The sequence below is a fragment of the Phaeobacter gallaeciensis genome, assembly GCF_001678945.1.
GTDB classification, from domain to species: Bacteria; Pseudomonadota; Alphaproteobacteria; order Rhodobacterales; family Rhodobacteraceae; genus Phycobacter; species Phycobacter gallaeciensis_A.
Genome location: NZ_CP015124.1, coordinates 2122648 through 2141537 on the forward strand (window position 1 = coordinate 2122648; position 18890 = coordinate 2141537).

Annotated in this window: 21 protein-coding genes and 2 riboswitches; of the genes, 12 read left to right on the plus strand and 9 right to left on the minus strand. The window is 63.0% G+C overall.

The window, feature by feature from the left end; all coding sequences use genetic code 11:
* Positions 1-25 precede the first annotated feature (25 nt).
* The 3 genes from JL2886_RS10185 to JL2886_RS10195 form a co-directional block, all read right to left on the minus strand.
* Positions 26-1129 carry a site-specific DNA-methyltransferase gene (locus tag JL2886_RS10185; RefSeq protein WP_065271899.1) on the minus strand — a complete coding sequence of 368 codons (1104 nt, stop codon included), beginning with the start codon at positions 1127-1129 and terminating at the stop codon, positions 26-28.
* 110 nt (positions 1130-1239) lie between these two features.
* A complete protein-coding gene (locus tag JL2886_RS10190; protein ID WP_065271900.1) occupies positions 1240-1857 on the minus strand; it encodes a ribonuclease HII in 618 nt (205 codons plus the stop codon).
* A 123-nt stretch (positions 1858-1980) separates the two neighbouring features.
* A complete protein-coding gene (locus JL2886_RS10195; RefSeq protein WP_065273634.1) occupies positions 1981-2514 on the minus strand; it encodes a hypothetical protein in 534 nt (177 codons plus the stop codon).
* A 188-nt stretch (positions 2515-2702) separates the two neighbouring features.
* On the opposite strand from JL2886_RS10195, the gene JL2886_RS10200 reads away from it, so the two are divergent.
* The 3 genes from JL2886_RS10200 (at position 2703) to JL2886_RS10210 (ending at position 5362) form a co-directional block, all read left to right on the plus strand.
* Positions 2703-2996 (plus strand): hypothetical protein, encoded by a 294-nt coding sequence (locus JL2886_RS10200; RefSeq protein ID WP_065271901.1) that lies wholly within the window; start codon positions 2703-2705, stop codon positions 2994-2996.
* Positions 2968-3669 (plus strand): winged helix-turn-helix domain-containing protein, encoded by a 702-nt coding sequence (locus tag JL2886_RS10205; RefSeq protein ID WP_065271902.1) that lies wholly within the window; start codon positions 2968-2970, stop codon positions 3667-3669. Before JL2886_RS10200 ends, JL2886_RS10205 begins: the two co-directional genes overlap by 29 nt.
* A 139-nt stretch (positions 3670-3808) precedes the next feature.
* Entirely contained in the window at positions 3809-5362 is a 1554-nt protein-coding gene (locus tag JL2886_RS10210) for a DUF427 domain-containing protein (protein ID WP_065271903.1), read from the plus strand.
* Positions 5363-5628: 266 nt separating this feature from the next.
* Here JL2886_RS10210 and JL2886_RS10215 read toward each other — a convergent pair whose 3' ends face one another.
* The gene (locus tag JL2886_RS10215; RefSeq protein ID WP_065271904.1) at positions 5629-6573 is read right to left on the minus strand and encodes an AEC family transporter; all 945 of its coding nucleotides are present in this window, start codon (positions 6571-6573) and stop codon (positions 5629-5631) included.
* A 13-nt stretch (positions 6574-6586) separates the two neighbouring features.
* Positions 6587-7690 carry a chorismate synthase gene (gene aroC, locus JL2886_RS10220; RefSeq protein WP_065271905.1) on the minus strand — a complete coding sequence of 368 codons (1104 nt, stop codon included), beginning with the start codon at positions 7688-7690 and terminating at the stop codon, positions 6587-6589.
* A 180-nt stretch (positions 7691-7870) separates the two neighbouring features.
* Positions 7871-7967, plus strand: a riboswitch (TPP riboswitch).
* 44 nt (positions 7968-8011) lie between these two features.
* On the opposite strand from aroC, the gene thiB reads away from it, so the two are divergent.
* Genes thiB through JL2886_RS10235 form a run of 3 tightly spaced genes read left to right on the plus strand, consistent with a single transcriptional unit; the run spans position 8012 to position 11200 of the window.
* Positions 8012-8989, plus strand: coding sequence for a thiamine ABC transporter substrate binding subunit (gene thiB, locus JL2886_RS10225; RefSeq protein WP_065271906.1), 978 nt, complete (start codon positions 8012-8014; stop codon positions 8987-8989).
* A complete protein-coding gene (locus JL2886_RS10230) occupies positions 8965-10521 on the plus strand; it encodes a thiamine/thiamine pyrophosphate ABC transporter permease ThiP (RefSeq protein ID WP_065271907.1) in 1557 nt (518 codons plus the stop codon). The genes thiB and JL2886_RS10230 overlap by 25 nt, the downstream gene beginning before the upstream one ends.
* Positions 10508-11200, plus strand: coding sequence for an ATP-binding cassette domain-containing protein (locus JL2886_RS10235; protein ID WP_065273635.1), 693 nt, complete (start codon positions 10508-10510; stop codon positions 11198-11200). Before JL2886_RS10230 ends, JL2886_RS10235 begins: the two co-directional genes overlap by 14 nt.
* 122 nt (positions 11201-11322) lie before the next feature.
* On the opposite strand, the gene JL2886_RS10240 is transcribed toward JL2886_RS10235, so the two are convergent.
* On the minus strand, positions 11323-11772 hold the full coding sequence (locus tag JL2886_RS10240; protein ID WP_065271908.1) for a 6,7-dimethyl-8-ribityllumazine synthase: 450 nt from the start codon (positions 11770-11772) through the stop codon (positions 11323-11325).
* An 82-nt stretch (positions 11773-11854) separates the two neighbouring features.
* Positions 11855-12113: riboswitch (FMN riboswitch) on the minus strand.
* Between the two features lie 58 nt (positions 12114-12171).
* Here JL2886_RS10240 and JL2886_RS10245 point away from each other — a divergent pair.
* Complete coding sequence (locus tag JL2886_RS10245) at positions 12172-12780, plus strand: FMN-binding negative transcriptional regulator (protein WP_065271909.1); 609 nt, start codon at positions 12172-12174, stop codon at positions 12778-12780.
* A gap of 34 nt (positions 12781-12814) precedes the next feature.
* On the opposite strand, the gene JL2886_RS10250 is transcribed toward JL2886_RS10245, so the two are convergent.
* The 3 genes from JL2886_RS10250 to JL2886_RS10260 all read right to left on the minus strand — a co-directional run bounded on the left by JL2886_RS10250 (position 12815) and on the right by JL2886_RS10260 (position 14645).
* Positions 12815-13540: an anti-sigma factor gene (locus JL2886_RS10250; RefSeq protein ID WP_082996051.1), complete on the minus strand. Its 726-nt coding sequence runs from the start codon at positions 13538-13540 to the stop codon at positions 12815-12817.
* Complete coding sequence (locus tag JL2886_RS10255) at positions 13525-14079, minus strand: sigma-70 family RNA polymerase sigma factor (RefSeq protein WP_065273636.1); 555 nt, start codon at positions 14077-14079, stop codon at positions 13525-13527. The genes JL2886_RS10250 and JL2886_RS10255 overlap by 16 nt, the downstream gene beginning before the upstream one ends.
* A gap of 146 nt (positions 14080-14225) precedes the next feature.
* On the minus strand, positions 14226-14645 hold the full coding sequence (locus tag JL2886_RS10260; protein ID WP_065271911.1) for a DUF7282 domain-containing protein: 420 nt from the start codon (positions 14643-14645) through the stop codon (positions 14226-14228).
* Positions 14646-14818: 173 nt separating this feature from the next.
* Between JL2886_RS10260 and JL2886_RS10265 the strand changes: the two genes are divergently transcribed.
* The 5 genes from JL2886_RS10265 to JL2886_RS10285 all read left to right on the plus strand — a co-directional run bounded on the left by JL2886_RS10265 (position 14819) and on the right by JL2886_RS10285 (position 18871).
* On the plus strand, positions 14819-15421 hold the full coding sequence (locus JL2886_RS10265) for a glutathione S-transferase (protein ID WP_065271912.1): 603 nt from the start codon (positions 14819-14821) through the stop codon (positions 15419-15421).
* 214 nt (positions 15422-15635) lie between these two features.
* A complete protein-coding gene (gene petA / locus JL2886_RS10270; protein WP_065271913.1) occupies positions 15636-16196 on the plus strand; it encodes a ubiquinol-cytochrome c reductase iron-sulfur subunit in 561 nt (186 codons plus the stop codon).
* An 11-nt stretch (positions 16197-16207) separates the two neighbouring features.
* Positions 16208-17539, plus strand: coding sequence for a cytochrome b (gene petB, locus JL2886_RS10275; protein ID WP_065271914.1), 1332 nt, complete (start codon positions 16208-16210; stop codon positions 17537-17539).
* Positions 17540-17558: 19 nt separating this feature from the next.
* A complete protein-coding gene (locus tag JL2886_RS10280) occupies positions 17559-18350 on the plus strand; it encodes a cytochrome c1 (protein WP_065271915.1) in 792 nt (263 codons plus the stop codon).
* 98 nt (positions 18351-18448) lie between these two features.
* Complete coding sequence (locus JL2886_RS10285; protein WP_082996052.1) at positions 18449-18871, plus strand: GFA family protein; 423 nt, start codon at positions 18449-18451, stop codon at positions 18869-18871.
* The last annotated feature ends 19 nt before the right edge of the window (positions 18872-18890 follow it).

The window sequence follows — 18890 nt, forward strand, 5'->3', positions numbered from 1 at the left end:
GTGTTGTTTGGTTTTCTCGGTTAGATCAGGCCTGCATTTCCGCGCGGATCTGCTGACGCAGAACATCGATCGGAACGGTCTTGCCGTCGCGGCGGAAGCACCAGTAGGTCCAGCCGTTGCAGGACGGTGCGCCCTCCAGCGCGGCGCCGACCTGATGGATCGAACCTTTAACCTCGCCGCCAACCAGCGTACCGTCGGCACGCACCTTGGCCTTGTGGCGCTGGTTCATCGAAAACAGCTCTTCGCCGGGGCGCAGCATGCCGCGTTCGACCAACTGGCCAAAGGGCACACGCGGCTCGGCCCGTTTGCTGGCCGAAACCTGCAGGGCTTCACGGTCGAACTTGCGCACTGCCTTGATGCGTTTTGCTGCTACCTCGCGGTAGGCCTCTTCCTGTTCGATCCCGATGAACTCGCGGCCCAGCATCTTGGCCACGGCGCCGGTGGTACCAGTGCCAAAGAAGGGATCAAGCACCACGTCGCCCGGGTTGGTCGAGCCGACCAGGATGCGGTGCAGCAGCGATTCCGGCTTTTGCGTCGGATGCGCCTTGTCGCCATTCTCGTTCTTCAGACGCTCATGCCCGGTGCAGATCGGCAGCACCCAGTCGCTGCGCATCTGGATGCCTTCGTTGAGGGCCTTCAGCGCTTCGTAGTTGAAGGTGTATTTTGCGCCTTCCGACTTCGACGCCCAGATCATCGTCTCGTGGGCGTTGGTATAGCGCTTGCCACGGAAGTTCGGCATCGGGTTGGACTTGCGCCAGATCACATCATTCAGGATCCAGTAGCCCTCGTCCTGCAGCGCCGATCCGACCCGGAAGATGTTGTGGTACGAGCCAATCACCCAGATCGAGCCGTTCGGCTTCAGGATCCGGCGCGCCTCGCGCAGCCAGGCGCGGGTGAAATCGTCATAGACCTTGAAACTGTCGAACTGATCCCAGTGATCATCGACAGCATCGACCTTGCTGTTGTCGGGGCGATGAAGCTGGCCCTTCAGCTGCAGGTTATAAGGGGGGTCCGCGAAGATCAGATCGACGGAATTTGCCGGGAGTCCGGCCATGACCTCGATGCAATTGCCACCAAGAATCGCGTTTAGAGGGAGCGCCGCGGCGCCCTTCGTCATGGTTTTGTTCATTTGCTCTGCCTCAATAACCACGGCGCATTTTTGCGCTCATTTTGGTTATCCACAGGATGAGTCATCCGGGATTCGAGGTCAATTTGTTTTTTAGAACAGCAGTCTACGGTTCACTCTTGATACAATATCTTGTGGACCGGCTTGAAGGATCTCCGATGATGTGGGGTGACGCCCAATTCCTCAAGCGCCGTGCGGTGCTGTTTCGACGGGTAGCCTGCGTTTTTCTCCCATCCATATCCTGGAAACTGTTGCGCTAAATCCACCATGATCCGATCCCGGGCCTCTTTGGCCACGATCGAGGCCGCCGCGATCGACAGTGATTTGCCGTCTCCCTTGACCACCGCTTCGGCCGGAATCTGCAGCCCGTTGGGGATCATGTTCCCGTCGATCAGCAGGTAATCCGGCTGCGGGTTCAGAGCTGCCACGGCGCGTTCCATCGCCAGATGCGAGGCGCGGAGAATATTAAGGGAATCAATCTCTTCAACGGTAGCATGGGCAATCGCAACCACCCCATTGTCAAAGATCGCCTGCTCCACCGCCTGGCGTTTTTTCGGGCTCAGTTTCTTGGAATCATTCAGCCCCTCGGGAATGCATTCAGGGGTCAGTATGACGGCTGCTGCCGTGACCGGTCCGGCCAATGGCCCCCGGCCCACCTCATCCACTCCGGCGATGATCAGGGACCCGCGGGCGCGGGCGGCGTCTTCAAGGCTGTAATCTGGCTGGTCCATGGATCCGAGAGACCCAAACCAGCGCAGTTTTGCAATCCCGTCACGCCCGGCCAAAGGAAAAAGAGGGGCAATGCCCCTCTGAAATCGCCTCTTACTGTTGCGGAAATACCACCGCCCTGCCCGTCACCGGCGCACCAACCGGTAACCTCGGTTCTGCAGGCAGGTCGGCTTGTAACCGCTGCGATGCTTGTGCCCGTTCCAGAAGGTTACCCGGCAGGCCTGCGGCAGCGCCGATTCGTACCGGTATTGGCGCTTCAGGCAGTTCTCCCCGACCAAGGTGTGGCTGCGGCTGTAGCGCGGGAAATAGCGCACGCATTGCGCCGGAAGGTTATAACGCGCCACCCGGGGCGGCAGCGGGCGCGACCCGTGATGCGGACGACCGTGGTGGGGGTGTGCGCCGTGCTGAGGATACCCATGGCCATGCGGCGGCGTGGTCACCGGTGTAGTGTAACGGTCCTGGTGCCGCGCATCATTGATCGCCGCGCCCAGAATGCCAAGCAGAGCCACTCCTGCCAGCACCTTTGCCACGTCTTCGTCGGCACGGGCAGGCGCGGCGGAGATACCGGTAATGGCCAGCGACAGCGACAGAATCAACGCAATGAACTTGCGGTGGGATTTGCCCTGGGGGCAGCGGCGGGTGGAAGCGGAGTAGGTCATATCAAAGCCTTTCATCAGGGGCGCAGGGCGGCATGTCGTTGAATGTTTCATCGTGGCCAGAAGCCGGTGATCCAACCCTGGCTTTGCTGCCGCCGGACAGGCAATAACGCCCCCCTGATATCGGATATCAGCCCCGCCAAGACGCTGTTGTTATTGAATATCGGCGCGTTCGGGCGCAGGGTTGCGTCATGAAACACATGCTCCTGATCCCCCTCCTGGCTCTTGCCCTGACTGCGGGCGTACCGCAGGCGCAGGCCGCCGATTGCTATGCCGATTACAAGGCCAAGCAGGACAACCCGCTGAAACTGCATTATGGCGTCATCCAGCTGTCCGGCCCCTGCAAGAAGGGCCCGGCCCGCAAGGAAATCACGGCCCGTCTGGCGCCTGCCGGATGGACCCTCTTGAACGTGCTGTCGGTCTTTGGACCCGAAGGCCTGCAACAAAGGAAGGCCAATGCGGGCTCCTATTACCTCCGTTTCTGAAATGCGCGCCGCGGGCGGGCGGGTGGTCGCGTTTGGTATCGTCGCCATCGTGGCGCTGCTGGCGATTGCAGGGACCTGGCTTCTGCTGACCCTGCCCGATGCCAACGCCTTTAACGCCCGTGTCGAACGGGTCTTTGTGGAAAACGACCTGACCACCCAGGCTGAGATCAAGCTGCTGGAGATTCTCGCCCAGTCCGGCACCGCCTTTGCCGATACGCTGGCCAGCTACCGTATGGTGATCTTTGTGCTGCTGGTCTTTGCCGCTGCGATGATGCTGGCGGCGCTGGTGGTGCTGACCATGCTGCTGCTCCTGAACCGGCGCATGGCGCAGATCGAACGCGCCGGCATTCAGGTCAACGAGCTGCTGATCAGCCGCGAGGAAAACACCGTCTACCTCAACAGCATGGGCTTCCGCCTGACCCCGGCAGCGATGGAGACCCTCGCGGCCCTAGCCGAGGCGCGGATGGATGATGATGTCCTGTCGGGCGCTGAAATCGAAGCGGTGATTTCCGGCCGTCACAGCAGCGATTGTGACGAGGCCGCCGGCGCCACCCGGATCAAACGCCTGCGCGATACCCTTGGCAACCAGATGATCAGCGAGCTTCTGGTCAAGAACATCGCCAAACGCGGCTATGTCCTGGCCATTAGCAAGGATGTCATCCGCATGGTATAATGCGCGACAGAGCACCGACATCGTGCGCAACCTGCACATCACCTGTGCGGCATCTGCCGGTTTCGCATCTGGAAACCCGGCAGAGCCCGCCCCATATAGGACCAACTCCACAGATCGGTTTTTAAAAAGGACAGCCCGGATGAATGTGCACGTTAAGCCCCCCGCCCGGGGATACGGCATTCTGGTCGAACCGCTCAGCGGTCCGGTGCGGGTGTTCCGCAACGGTGTCCTTCTCGCCGAAAGCAGCGCAGCAAAGGTGATGTATGAAACCCGCCTGCCGCCCACCGTCTATTTCCCGCGCGACGATGTGTTGGTGCCCCTCTCCGAACGGGTGGCGCTGCAAACCTTCTGCCCGTTCAAAGGCACCGCCTGTTATCACGATCTGAAGCTTGAGGACGAGCGCGTCGACAATGCGGTCTGGATCTACGAGAACACCCTGCCCGAGGCCGCCGGGATCACCGGCCATGTGGGTTTCGTGCAGGATGATGAAACACAGCTGGATCTGGGGGAGAACACGCTCACCCCGCCCGATTCCGGCAATATCTCCGGCCCGCTGATCGACTGGCTGCTGCGCGAAGCAGCAATGCTGAACACTCCCGAAAGCTTTACCGAGGCGCTGGCGGAAAAGCTGCGCGAACAGGGCGTGCAACTGGCCCGGCTGTCGGTGCTGGCCTGGTCCCTGCACCCGATGATCGCGGGCAAGAACTACGTCTGGAAACGCCGCTCCCCAGAGATCATCGTCACCGCACCCAGCTATGACCTCCTCAGCAAACCGCAGTATCAGAACAGCCCCCTGCGCCATGTCTCGCAGGGGCTTGGCGGTGTGCGCCACCGGCTGCACCGCGATCTGCCCGACGATGCCTTCCCGATCCTGCAGGACCTGCGCAGCGAAGGCGCCACCGATTACGTCGCCATGCCGCTGCCGTTCTCGGACGGGCGTACCAACGTGATGACCGTGGCCAGCGATCACCCCGACGGGTTCACCACCGCCAATCTGGGCCTGATATTTGAATGCAGCGCCGTCATCGCCCGCTATTACGAGGTCTTCATGCAGCGCGAAAACGCACAATCGCTGCTGGAAACCTATGTCGGCAAACGCTCCGGCGCGCGGGTCCTGGGCGGTGAAATCCGCCGCGGCGACGGAGATGAGATCGACGCCGCCATCATGTTCTGCGATCTGCGCAATTCCACCAGACTCGAAGAGGACCTGGGCCGCGATGCCTATATCCAGCTGCTGAATGGCTTCTTTGAAACCGCCTCTACAATCGTGCATGACAACGGTGGCGAGGTGCTGAAATTCATCGGCGACGCTGTGCTGGCGGTCTTCCCCGCCGATCCACAGAAAAGCTACCGCGCCCGCAGCCAGGCACTGGCCTCGGCCCGCGCCATCGTCGATGCACTGCCGGAGCTGGCGCGCGACACCGGGCTGGCGGCGCTGCAATGCGCCACCGGCCTCGCCTATGGTTCGGTCACCTATGGCAACGTCGGCTCGCAGGAACGGCTCGATTTCACCGTAATCGGACGCGCCGCCAACGTCGCCGCCCGCCTGGGTGAATATGGCAAGACGCAAGGCCACCAGATCGTGGTCAGCGCCGATGTGCTGAAAGACCCCTCCAATGCCATCCCTCTGGGCGAGGTCGAACTGCACAATGTCTCCCGCCCGGTGAACAGCTACGCGATCCCCACCTCCTGACCTGCCCTTCCGGTCCCCACTCTCTGGTGATGGGTCAAGGGCCGCACTGCGGCCGCGCGCCAGCGCGGTTCACCCTTGAGGCAGCGCCAGAGGGTATGATCCTTGTGTAGGTCCGTTGAGGGCAGATCTGCCCCTCAATGGACCTCTCAGCAATTACACTTGCGCTGTCCAAAGGACAGCGCCCGGCCCAAGGCCGCACGAAAGGGGGCTGGCGCAGCCGACCCCCTGCGGGCGCGGGAGTATTCCGCCTGCCCCAAAGACTTAGCTCAAACCAGCAGCCACAACAGAACGGTCAGCGTCACAAAGGCGAGGCTCGTGGCGGTCAGCATAGCGAGGCTCGCCGCGCCCTCCAGCCCCTGCCGCTGGGCCAGCACCGTATAGATCCCGAACATCGGCATCGCCGCCGACAGGATCACCGCGCTGTGCAACTCTTTCGGCATCGTCACCAGACCCGCCCATAGCAGCACCGCCGCCGCGCCAGCCACCAGCGCCGGGTGCAAAAGCAGCTTGCTCGCCGCGATCTGCGCCGCAAGACTGCGGTTGCCGTGCATCGGCAGCCCCACCAGCGATCCACCGATCACCACCAGCGACAGCGCCCCGGCCGAGGCCGCCAGCATATCGACAAAACGCAGGAACGGCCCCGGCAGCGCAAACCCGGAGGCCGAAACCACAAGCCCCAGCGCCAGTGCGATCAGCATCGGCATCTTCGCCATGTTCCACAGGATACCGCGCAGTTTCGGCAACAGCGGCTGGCCCGGCGTGCTGCCCGCCAGTTCCATCAAGAGCAGGCAGGTGGGGATCAGGATCAGGTTCTCGACCAGCAGGTTCAGCGCCAGGATCACCCCGGCCAGATCCGGAAAGGTCAACAGCATGATCGGATAGCCGACAAAGCCGTTGTTGGGACAGGTCGATCCCATCACGCCCAGCGCCCGGCGACGCGGATCCACGCCGCGCAGGGTGAACAGCACGAAGGAAACCGCGATGGTGGCAATGCCGCCCAGACCATAGGCCAGCACGTATCCGGGCTGGAACACTTCGGCCGGGTTGCGCGCTGCCACGGCGGAGAAGATCAGCGCCGGTAGGGCGATGTTCAGCACATAGGCCCCGAACCGGCGCATATCCTCTGGGGTGAACCAGCCTTTCCAGACGATCCCGTAGCCAAGGCCCAGCGCCGCATAGATCGGAAAGGTGATCGACAGGATCGCGCCCATGGCTCTGTGGCTCCTAGCCGATCTTCCCCTGGTTCTCGCCGATCTGTCCGCGGTGCAGCATCAGGTGATCCAGGATCACGCAGGCCATCATCGCCTCGGCCACCGGCACCGCGCGGATACCAACACAGGGGTCATGGCGGCCCTTGGTGATCACCTCGGCCGGGCTGCCATCCTTGCGGATCGACTGGCGCGGCGTCAGGATCGACGAGGTCGGCTTTACCGCGAACCGCACCACCACATCCTGCCCGGTGGAAATCCCGCCCAGGATACCGCCTGCATGGTTGCTGGAATAGACCGGCTGACCATCGTTGCCCATGAAGATCTCATCGGCGTTTTCCGAGCCTTTCAGACGCGCGGCATTCATGCCTTCACCGATCTCCACCCCCTTGACCGCGTTGATCGACATCATCGCCGCCGCCAGATCGGTATCGAGCTTGCCATAGACCGGCGCGCCGATCCCGGCGGGCACGCCGCGCGCCACCACCTCAATCACCGCGCCAACGGAATCATGCGCCTTGCGCAACGCCTGCAGGTAGTCTTCCCAGTCTTTCACAGCGCCCGCATCGGGGATCCAGAAATCATTCTGATCGATGGCGTCCCAATCGAACCGTTCCCGGTCGATGCCCATCTCGCCCATGGCGACCATATAGCCCTTGATCTCCAGCCCCGGTGCCAGCGCCTTGATCGCCTCGCGGGCAACACCGCCCGCAGCCACCCGCGCCGCCGTTTCCCGCGCCGAGGACCGTCCGCCGCCGCGATAATCGCGGTTGCCGTATTTCTGGTAATAGGTGATGTCGGCATGACCGGGGCGGAAGGTCTGGGCGATATCGCCGTAATCCTTGGAGCGCTGGTCGGTGTTCTCGATCATCAGCTGGATCGGCGTGCCGGTGGATTTTCCTTCAAAGACACCCGACAGGATCTTCACCGCATCCGGTTCGTTGCGCTGGGTCATGTTCTTGTTCTGACCCGGGCGGCGCTTGTCCAGCCACTGCTGCAGCATCTCCGGCTCCAGCGGCACGTTCGGCGGGCAGCCATCGACGGTGGCACCCAGCGCGGGACCGTGGCTTTCACCCCAGGTGGTGACGCGGAAAAGATGGCCAAAGCTGTTCATCGACATGGGGGCGGTCTCCTTTGCGATCCGTGCTTAGCGGCGGGGCGGGCGTGGCTCAAGTGCAATTGCGCCCGCGTTGCCTGTCCCGCGCACGCTGCGGCAAGGCGCTGGTCACCTGTTTCGCGCGCGAAACATCCGCGCCGCCGCCCTCTTTCCTTGTCTTTGCCGCCCCCGGGCCCTAGGTTGCCGCTCACCTCGGGGTGCGTCGCACAAGGGCGCTGAGATCACACCCGTTGAACCTGAACCGGCTAACACCGGCGGAGGGAAGGTTATGGATAAGACCCGTCAACGGCACCACCCTTGCCTATCGCCGCAAAGGAGGATGCCATGAAGTATTCTGTTTTTGCAGCGGGACTGCTCGGCGCATCGGCGGCATTCGCCGAGACGCCCGAATTGACCGTTTACACCTACGACAGCTTTGTCTCGGACTGGGGCCCCGGCCCTGCGGTCGAGAAGGCCTTTGAGGAGGTCTGCGGCTGCGATCTGAAACTGGTCGGCGCGGGCGATGGCGCCGCGCTGCTGGCGCGGATCAAGCTGGAAGGCAACCGTTCCGATGCAGATGTGGTGCTGGGGCTGGATACCAACCTCACCGCCGCCGCCAAGGACAGCGGCCTGTTTGCGGATCATTCCGTCAGCGCCGAGTTCGATCTGCCCATCGCCTGGGAAGACGCGACCTTTGTTCCTTATGACTGGGGCTATTTCGCCTTTGTCCACAATGCGGATGCCGATGTGCCGGGCGATTTCAAATCGCTGGCCGCCAGCGACACCCGGATCGTGATCCAGGATCCGCGCTCCTCCACCCCCGGTCTGGGCCTGTTGATGTGGGTGAAGGCCGCTTACGGGGGTGAGGCGCCGACGATCTGGGAAGGTCTTGCCGACAATATCGTCACCGTCACCAAGGGTTGGTCCGAGGCCTATGGCATGTTTCTTGAGGGCGAGGCCGACATGGTGCTCTCCTACACCACCTCCCCCGCCTATCACCTGATCGCTGAAGAGGACGCCAGCAAGGCGGCCGCGTCGTTCGCCGAAGGGCACTACATGCAGGTCGAAGTCGCCGGTAAACTCGCCGCGAGCGACCAGCCCGAGCTGGCCGATCAGTTCCTTCAGTTCATGGTCTCGGATGCCTTTCAGTCCGTCATCCCCACCACCAATTGGATGTATCCGGCGGTGACACCCGAAGACGGTCTGCCCACGGGATTTGAGACACTGATCACCCCGGAGAAATCGCTGCTGCTGCCCGCCGATCAGGCTGCGGCTGTGCGTGATGCGGCGCTGGACGAATGGCGCGGCGCGCTCAGCCGCTAAGCCCGGCTGCGGGATATGGCGCCGCCCTGCTGGTGGCGGCGCTGATCCTTGGCACGCTGGCAGCGGTCGCCTTGCGCGCCGAACCCGGGCGCGGGCTGGTCACCGCCGATTGGGCGGCGGTGCGGTTCACGCTGGTGCAGGCGAGCCTTTCTGCCCTGTTCAGCGTCGCCCTTGCGGTGCCTGTGGCCCGCGCGCTGGCACGGCGACGCTTTGCCGGGCGCAACCTGCTGATCGCCCTTTTGGGCGCACCCTTCATCCTGCCCGTGATCGTCGCTATCCTTGGCCTGCTCGCAGTCTTTGGCCGCGCGGGCTGGGTCAGCGATGCGCTGGGACTGTTCGGACTTGAACCCCTCAGCATCTATGGTCTGCACGGTGTTGTGCTGGCCCATGTCTTTTTCAACCTGCCGCTGGCGACGCGGCTGATCCTGCAAGGCTGGCAGGAGATCCCCGCCGAACGTTTTCGTCTGGCCGCGCAACTGGACGCAGACGCGCGCGCCATGTGGCAGCTTTTGGAGGCACCGATGCTGGCCCGCGTCGTACCCGGCGCCTTGGCGGTGGTCTTTGCCATTTGCCTCTCCAGCTTTGCCGTGGCCCTGACGCTGGGCGGTGGCCCGCGCGCCACCACCATTGAACTGGCGATCTATCAGGCCTTCAGTTTCGATTTCGATCTGGGCCGCGCGGCGCTGTTGTCGGCGGTGCAATTGCTGCTGACCGCGCTGGCGGCCATGATCGCCCTGCGCGCCCCGGTGGGCGAAGGGTTCGGCAGCGGGCTTGACCGAATGCTGCGCCGCTGGGACGGGCGCGGCGCCATGGCGCGCGGCTTTGATGGCTTCTGGATCCTCTTTGCCGCCCTGTTCCTGCTCCTGCCGCTGCTGGCGGTGGTACTGTCGGGGCTGCCGGGAGTGCTGTCGCTGCCCGCCTCGGTCTGGCAGGCCGCGGGGGCCTCAATCCTGGTGGCAGGCGCCAGCACCCTGATCCTGCTGGCGCTGGCACTGCCGATGGCGCTGGCGGCGGCGCTGGGGCGCCCGCTGCCAATGGAGATCGCCGGACTTCTGGGACTTGCCGCCTCTCCGCTGGTGATCGGCACCGGGCTGTTCATCCTGATCTATCCTGTGGCCAGCCCCTTTGCGCTGGCGCTGCCAGTGACGGCGCTGGTCAATGCGGTGATGGCGCTGCCCTTTGCCATGCGGATCCTGATCCCGGCGGCCCGCGATGTCATCACCCGGCACCGGCGGCTTGCGCTCTCTCTTGATATGACCGGGCGACCCTTTATCCTGTGGGTGGTCCTGCCGCGTATGCGGGCGCAGATCGGATTTGCCGCCGGGCTGGCGGCGGCGCTGTCGATGGGGGATCTTGGAGTCATCGCCCTTTTTGCCGATCCCGAGGTCGCCACCCTGCCCTTGCAGGTCTACCGGCTGATGGGCGCCTACCAGATGCAGGCGGCAGCGGGCGCGGCGCTGGTGCTGCTGTGCCTGTCGATGGGGGCCTTCTGGATCCTGGACCGGGGAGGACGCTGGCATGCTGAAGCTTGAACATATCCGCATCGACAATGGCGGCTTTATCCTGACTGCTGATTTCGCGATTCCCCCCGGCGCGCGGGTTGCGGTCATCGGCCCTTCCGGCGCGGGCAAGACCACCCTCATCGAGGCCGTCGCCGGGTTTCTGCCCCTCTCCGGCGGGCGGATCCTCTGGGGAGAGAGCGATATCAGCGATCAATTGCCCGGCAAGCGTCCGGTCGCCATGCTGTTTCAGGATGGCAATCTGTTTCCGCATCTGACTGCGGCGCAGAACGTCGGGCTGGGCCTGCATCCGAACCTGCGACTGAGCGATTCCGAACACGCCCGCGTCGCGCAGGCGCTGGAGCGAGTCGGCCTTTCAGGCATGGAGGCGCGCAAACCTGCCGCCCTGTCCGGCGGACAGCAAAGCCGTGTCGCGCTGGCGCGGGTGCTGGTGCAGGGGCGGGATATCCTGCTGTTGGATGAACCCTTCGCGGCACTGGGTCCTGCCTTGAAGGCCGAGATGCTGGATCTGGTGGCGGAACTGGCAACGGAGAGCGGCGCAACGCTGTTGATGGTGAGCCATGACCCCGGCGACGCCCGGCGCATTGCCGATCAGGTGGTGCTGGTGGCCGAGGGGCAGGCTCATCCGCCCCGGCCAACGGCGGATCTTTTGGACGACCCGCCGCCTGCCTTGAAGGCTTATCTGGGGTAGTTTGTTTTCAGAAGGACAGTTCAGCGTCCGACCGAGGTGGGAGCGGAACGCGCCCGCCATGGGGGCGGGCGGACGCGTGCCTGCCGCTGAAGCGGCAGGCTGTTGGTCACAAATACGAAGGTTTACGCAGCCTGCGCCAATCCCTTTGCCTGCTCCCGCGTCTTGGTGATCATCAGCGCAGCCTGCGCCGCCTCGCGGCCCTTCTGAACGAAATGGTCGCGGTAGATCGCCATGTGGTGATCGGTTTCCTGGAAATGATGCGGGGTCAGCGAGACGGACAGCACCGGCACGCCGGTGTCCATTCCTGCACGCATCAGCCCGTCCACGACCGCCTGCGCAACGAAATCATGCCGGTAGATGCCGCCATCCACCACCAGCGCGGCGCAAGCCACGGCGGCGTATTGGCCGGTCTTGGCCAGCTCCTGCGCCATCAGCGGCATCTCGAATGCGCCAGGCACGTCAAAAACATCGATCTGCTCGGCCGGGATCAATTCCTGAAATCCTTCGAGCGCGCGATCGACGATATCGGCGTGCCAATTGGCCTTGATGAATGCATATCGGGTGTGTGTCATGGTTATCTCCTATAGGTTCGACACGTCACCCAAGGCGATAACGAACGGCAGGAGCCCCGCCCCGAAAAAGGCAGTCCCTGTCGCACGTTCTCTTCCATCCGGACTATAACCGTCGGCTCTGGCCTCTCACCAGATCTGCTTGTCACTTTCCTGACTGCTCCACAGCTTGATCCGAAAACCGGTTCCCACTTTTCGGGCTGTGGACGCGCTTGTCCAAGCCACCGGAACCGATGTTCGCCTCATTGGCTGTGGGTTCACGCCCCGAAAAGCCGCTCGCGGGCTGACGGGGACACGCCCCGCATACCGCCGGTGGGGAATTTCGCCCCGCCCTGAGAACAGGCGAAACTTGCCAACAGCGGGCCGGTGTTTCAAGTCTGTTCGCGACGTCAGGAGATCAATATGCACCCCAATCCCATTTATCATGATGCAGACCGCGCGCAGAATCTCGATTTTGCCCGGACGCGCGCCTTTGGCGTTCTGGCGGTTTCCACGGCAGAGGCGCCGCTGATCAGCCATGTTCCGTTCTTACTAAGCGAAGACGGCACCTCTACCGATCTGCATCTGGTGCGGTCGAACCCGATCACCCGGGTGCTGAAATCCCCGCAGACTGCGCGGCTGGCGGTCAGCGGGCCGGATGGCTATGTCTCGCCCGATTGGTACGGGCTGGCCGATCAGGTGCCGACCTGGAATTACGTGGCTGTGCATCTGACCGGCAGGCTGGAGCAGCGCCCGCAAGATGAACTGCTGGATCTTCTGGACCGGCAATCGGCGTATTACGAGGCGCGGTTGCTGCCAAAACCACCCTGGCACAGCGACAAAATGGAACCGGAGGCGCTGGAACGGATGATGCGGATGATCGTGCCGGTGCGGCTCAGCATCGAAACGGTGGAGGGCACCTGGAAGCTGAGTCAGAACAAGCCTGAGCCCGCCCGCACGGCGGTCGCGGATCAGATCACCACCGGTTTTGGCGCCGAGCTGGATGATCTGGCCCGGATGATGCGCCCCTGATCCCCGGACTGCCCCGCGCGGGTCGGGGCAGCAATCACAGGGTCTCGACGGCGGCCGCAGCCAGAACCTCGCCGGTGGGGGCACCGGTGGGCGAGCCGCCTTCTGGTTCGTCCGAGATCGCCAGAGTCGCCCCGGCAAACTGCTGCACCAACTCCGCAGGCAGGGTCACGAAAATCTCATTCTCATCCGGCAGCACCCCAAGGGAGACCGGCGCCTCGGCCCCATCGGCAATCAGCCACAGTTCCAGCGCCCGGCCGGGACGCGGCGCGCCCTGATCACGCCGGATCAGCAGCAGGTTCTGCTCCGCATCGAGCCCGGCGGCCACGAAGAGGTCGCCATCGGCCGAGGCCAGATCAACATGATAGGCCGGTGAGAAATCCGGGCGCGTCAGGATCGGCACCAGCACCAGCGCCGCCACCAGAACCAGCGCCGCCGCCAGCGCGCCAAGCCCCATGCGCCAGGCCGAGAAGATGCGCCGCACGCCTTCTGGACCTTCCGGCGCGGCGTCGATCTGCGCCATCAGCGCCGCCTTCACCCGGGCGGGTGGCGCGGTCTCGGGTACCTCTTCGGCAAGGCTGGCAAAATGCGCCTCCCAGCGATGAACCTCTTCCCGCAGGGCAGGCTCCGCCGCCAGGCGCGCCTCAAAGCTGCGCCGTGCCTCGGCATCCAGAAGATGCAGCACGTATTCGGCGGCGAGGAACTCGTCGTCGAAGGGAGGCTCTGCCTGAGGGGTATCGGTGCCGCTCATCGGGTCAGACATTCTTTCAGTTTCTGGAGGCTGCGACGCAGCCAGGTACGCATCGTATTCAGCGGAACGCCGTGACGTTCCGCCAGGGTCTGGTAATTGTCTCCTTCCAGATAGGCGCCGCGCACGGCCTCTGCACGGTCCTGCGGCAATTCCTCCATGCAGGCGTTCATGCGGGCCTGCTCGGACCGGGCAATGGTAGTGGCTTCGGGGCCGGGGTTACTGTCCGGCACCTGCTCCAGCAGATCGCCGCCGTCGCCCTGACCGGACATCCGCGCCTGACGGGACCGCAGCCGGTCAATCGACAGGTTTCGGGCGATGGTGATCAGCCAGGTCATCGGACTGTGCCCAGTCACCGCATAACTATCCGCCTTGGCCCAGATCCGCAAAAAGACCTCTTGCAGGGTATCTTCGGCCTCGCCGCGGTTTTTCAGCACCCGCAGGCAGACGCCGAACAGCTTGGCACTGGTCGCATCATAGAGCGCTGCGAAAGCACGCCGGTCGCGCAGGGCGATTCGTGCGATCATCGTCTCGATCTCTGCTGGTGTTGTCATATCTGCCCGGCCCTGATTTCCCATCTAGGTAGACAGGTCGTGCAGAAAGTCAAAACACCCGGCGCAGAACGCCGGGTGCCCTGCCTCTGCTCTTAGTCTTGCAACCAAGAAGGAGGCATCTGGCCAGCGGTCAGCCAAAGTCTGTTTTACTTGGCGGTGATGACGGTCATCACCAGGTTGCCGTCCATCTTGACCGGGCCGTCTTCCTTGGCGCCAAGCGTGTATTCGAACATGCCGGTCTTCATGCCGCCGTCCTCGCCGTGGACCATCAGCATCAGCATGTCGCCTGCCGCGACCTCTTCGGTCAGGATGGCGGCGACATCGGCGGTTTCACCTTTGCGCAGCGGCGCGTGCCCCACAACCGGGCCCGGCTTCATGTCGGCATTGGTGCGGTGCACCACCAGCCAGCCGTTCGCGGGCGCCACAACCTGGCTGGCACTGACCATGCCGTTTGCAACCGACTGATCCTCGGCCATGACCATGGGCTTCATATGGCCACCGGCGAGCACCGGGGCGGACAGGGCGGCAGTGGTTACCAGAGCGGCAGACAGAATAACGGATTTCATTGTGAAACTCCTTCCAAGAGATGTGTTTCAAGCGTTCGAATTGGCGAACCAATGTCGGTTCACCCCGAAATCACGCAGCAGCCGCGAAAAAGTTTCAGCGCGCCCCAGATTTTTTTCACATTGTATTGTCCCGCTGGCGATCTAGGGTGGCGGCAAACCTTGGGAGGTCCATCATGAAACTCTTTCACTCGCCCGCCTCGCCCTTTGTGCGCAAAGTCATGGTGCTGCTGCATGAAACCGAGCAGCTGGAGGATGTGGACATTGTCGATGTGCACACCACGGCCATCGCCCCCAGCGACGATCTGAAGGCCAGCAACCCGCTGGCCAAGATCCCGGCGCTGACCCGGGCCAGCGGGCCAACCCTTTATGACAGCCGGGTGATCTGCGCCTATCTGGACCATCGCGCGGGCAGCAATCTTTATGCGCGTTCCTGGGATACCAAGGTGCTGGAGGCGACCGCGGATGGCATGATGGATGCAGCGGTCCTGATGACCTATGAACGGCGTCTGCGTCCCGAAGGCATGGTCTGGGAAGACTGGATCGAAGCTCAGCTAGGCAAAGTGCTGGGTGCCTGCTCGGCGCTCAACAGTCGCTGGATGGCGCATCTGAAAGGACCGCTGGACATGGGGCAGATCGCCGTCGCCTGCGCCCTCGCCTATCTCGATTTCCGCCACCCGACCTCGAACTGGCGCCACGGCAACGAGGCGCTGGCGGACTGGTTCGCGGAATTCGAATCGCGTCCCTCGATGCAGGCCACCCAGCCGCCAGCCGCCTGAACCGCAGCCTGCGACCGGGGATGGGCCTGTCAAAACAACAGTGGCTTTTGTGACAGTCTGTAAAAAGAAACTGCCCACGCGACACAACGGCGCGTATATCACGGCTGGACGAAAGGGCTTCTCCCCGCTAGATACGCGCGATAAGGCACTGCGGGTTTCTTGCAGTGTATGCGCATGTTTGCCCTAAACGGGCGCTGGAATTGGAGAAAACCTCGTGTCCCACGCAGAAGACAACGAAGGAACCCGGAGAGATTTCCTCTACTACGCCACTGCCGGCGCCGGGGCAGTCACCGCAGGTGCCGCAGTCTGGCCCCTGGTCAATCAGATGAACCCCTCTGCTGACGTCAAGGCGCTGTCCTCGATCATGGTGGACATCAGCGGCGTGGAAGTGGGAACACAGATTTCCGTAATGTTCCTTGGTAAGCCGGTGTTCATCCGCCGCCGGACCCAGGCCGAAATCGACGAAGCCCGGGCGGTTGAACTGTCCGCGCTGATCGATCCGGCCTCGGAAAACCCGAACAAGCCGGGCACCGACGCATCGGACGAGAACCGCACCATGGACGAAGCCGGCGAATGGCTGGTCATGATGGGTGTCTGTACCCACCTCGGCTGTGTGCCGCTGGGCGATGGCGCTGGTGACTTCAACGGCTGGTTCTGCCCCTGCCACGGTTCGCACTACGACACCGCAGGCCGGATCCGCAAAGGCCCCGCCCCGCAGAACCTGCACGTACCGGTCGCCGAGTTCCACGACGACACAACCATCAAGCTGGGATAAGGAGACGCCACATGTCCGGTATTCCGCACGACCATTACGAACCGAAGACTGGCGCAGAGAAGTGGCTGCACAGCCGCCTGCCCATCGTCGGTCTGATCTACGACACAATCATGATCCCCACCCCCAAGAACCTGAACTGGTGGTGGATCTGGGGCATCGTTCTGGCCTTCTGCCTGGCGCTGCAAATCGCCACCGGCATCGTGCTGGTGATGCATTACACTCCGCATGCTGATCTGGCCTTTGCCAGCGTTGAGCACATCATGCGTGACGTGAACGGCGGCTTTATGCTGCGCTACCTGCACGCAAACGGCGCCTCGCTGTTCTTCATCGCGGTCTACATCCACATCTTCCGCGGCCTGTTCTACGGCTCCTACAAGGCGCCCCGCGAAATCACCTGGATCATCGGCATGCTGATCTTCCTGATGATGATGGGCACCGGTTTCATGGGCTACGTTCTGCCCTGGGGTCAGATGTCCTTCTGGGGCGCGACCGTGATCACCGGCCTATTCGGCGCCATTCCGTTCATCGGTGAGCCGATCCAGACCTGGCTGCTGGGCGGACCCGCTGTTGGCAACGCGACGCTGAACCGCTTCTTCTCGCTGCACTACCTGCTGCCCTTCGTGATTGCTGGCCTCGTGATCGTCCACATCTGGGCCTTCCACACCACCGGCAACAACAACCCGACCGGTGTTGATGTCCGTAAAGGTTCCAAGGAAGAAGCCGAAAAAGACACCCTGCCGTTCTGGCCCTACTTCGTGATCAAGGATTTCCTGGGTCTGGCCATCGTTCTGGTGATCTTCTGGGCCGTCGTCGGTTTCATGCCGAACTACCTGGGTCACCCCGATAACTACATCGAAGCCAACCCGCTGGCGACGCCTGCACACATCGTTCCCGAATGGTACTTCCTGCCGTTCTACGCGATCCTGCGTGCCTTCACCTCCGAAGTCTGGGTGGTTCAGATCGCCTCCTTCATCACCGGCGGTATCGTCGATGCGAAGTTCTTCGGCGTGCTGGCCATGTTCGGTGCCATCGCGGTGATGGCTCTGGCGCCCTGGCTGGACACCAGCCGCGTGCGTTCGGGTCGCTACCGTCCGATGTTCAAGTGGTGGTTCTACCTGCTGATCATCGACTTCTTTGCCCTGATGTGGCTGGGTGCGATGCCCGCAGAAGAGCCCTATGCATCGTTCTCGCTGATCGCATCGGCCTACTGGTTCGGCTACTTCCTGGTGATCCTGCCGCTGCTGGGTGTCATCGAGAAGCCAACCGCAATGCCGGCCACCATCGAAGAGGATTTCGACGCCCACTATGGCAAGAAATCCGGCGAAGCCACTCCTGCCGAGTAATCTAGAAGGACAGCTACCCATGTTGAAGAAACTCGCAACCGGTGCCGCCTTCGCTCTGGCGCTCATTCCTGCCGCAGGTTTTGCGGCAGGCGGAAGCGGCCACGTGGAGGACTTCCAGTTCTCTTTCGAGGGCCCCTTTGGCACCTATGACCAGAACCAGCTGCAACGCGGTCTGCAGATCTACACCGAGGTCTGCTCGGCCTGTCACGGTCTGAAGTTCGTGCCGCTGCGCACCCTGTCCGACGAAGGCGGCCCCGGCCTGCCCGAGGATCAGGTCCGCGCCTACGCCGCTGAAAACTTCGAAGTGTTCGATGCCGAGCTGGACGATTTCCGCCCCGCAAAACCGGTTGATCACTTCCCGGCGAACACCTCGCTCGGCGCCCCCGACCTCAGCCTGATGGCCAAGGCGCGCGCCGGTTTCCACGGTCCCTACGGATCGGGTCTGAACCAGCTGTTCAAAGGCATGGGCGGTGCCGAATACATCGCATCGCTGCTGGACGGTTACACCGGTGAGACCAAGGAAGAAGCAGGCACCACCTTCTACGGCAACACCGCCTTCCCCGGCGGCTGGATCTCGATGGCGCCGCCGCTGTCGGATGAGCAGGTGGAATTCGCTGACGGTCACGCCAACGACGTGCACCACATGGCGCAGGACGTCGCGGCCTTCCTGATGTGGACCGCAGAGCCCAAAATGATGGCCCGTCAGACCGCCGGTTTCGTCGGCGTGCTGATCCTGACCGTGCTGTCGGTGCTTCTGTACCTGACCAACAAACGCCTCTGGGCGCCGCACAAGGGCAAGAAGACCTCCTAAACCGGGTCTTCCCCTGATGCAGAAACAGAAAACCCCCGCCAGTGGCGGGGGTTTTTCTTTGTGGTTGCAGCATCGGCCATGCCCTCTAGGGTCTGTCCATGACCAGATACACCGGAAAATGCCTCTGCGGCGCCGTCACCTATGTAGCAACAGGGCAACCGCGCGTTGTCGCGCAATGCCATTGCGAGGAATGCCGAAGGATCAGCGGGACAGGTCACACAGTCGGCGCCATGTTCCCGATAGAGGCGGTCACCATCAGCGGTGAGGTCAGCACCTTCAGATACCCGTCCGCAAAGGCCTCAGAGGTTACCAAGGCGTTCTGCGGCACTTGTGGATGCCCGATCTACGGACAGAACACCCGCACCCCCGATCACCTGACCCTGTCGCTTGGCACGATGGACGATGCGGAGGGTCTGGAGATCGAAGTCGTCGTATTTGCACGCGACCGGCCGCATTGGGACCAACTCGGCCCTGACGTGCTCTCCTTTGCAGGCCAACCCGACTGGACGCCAAAGGACTGATCCCCGCGCAAAGGGGCGC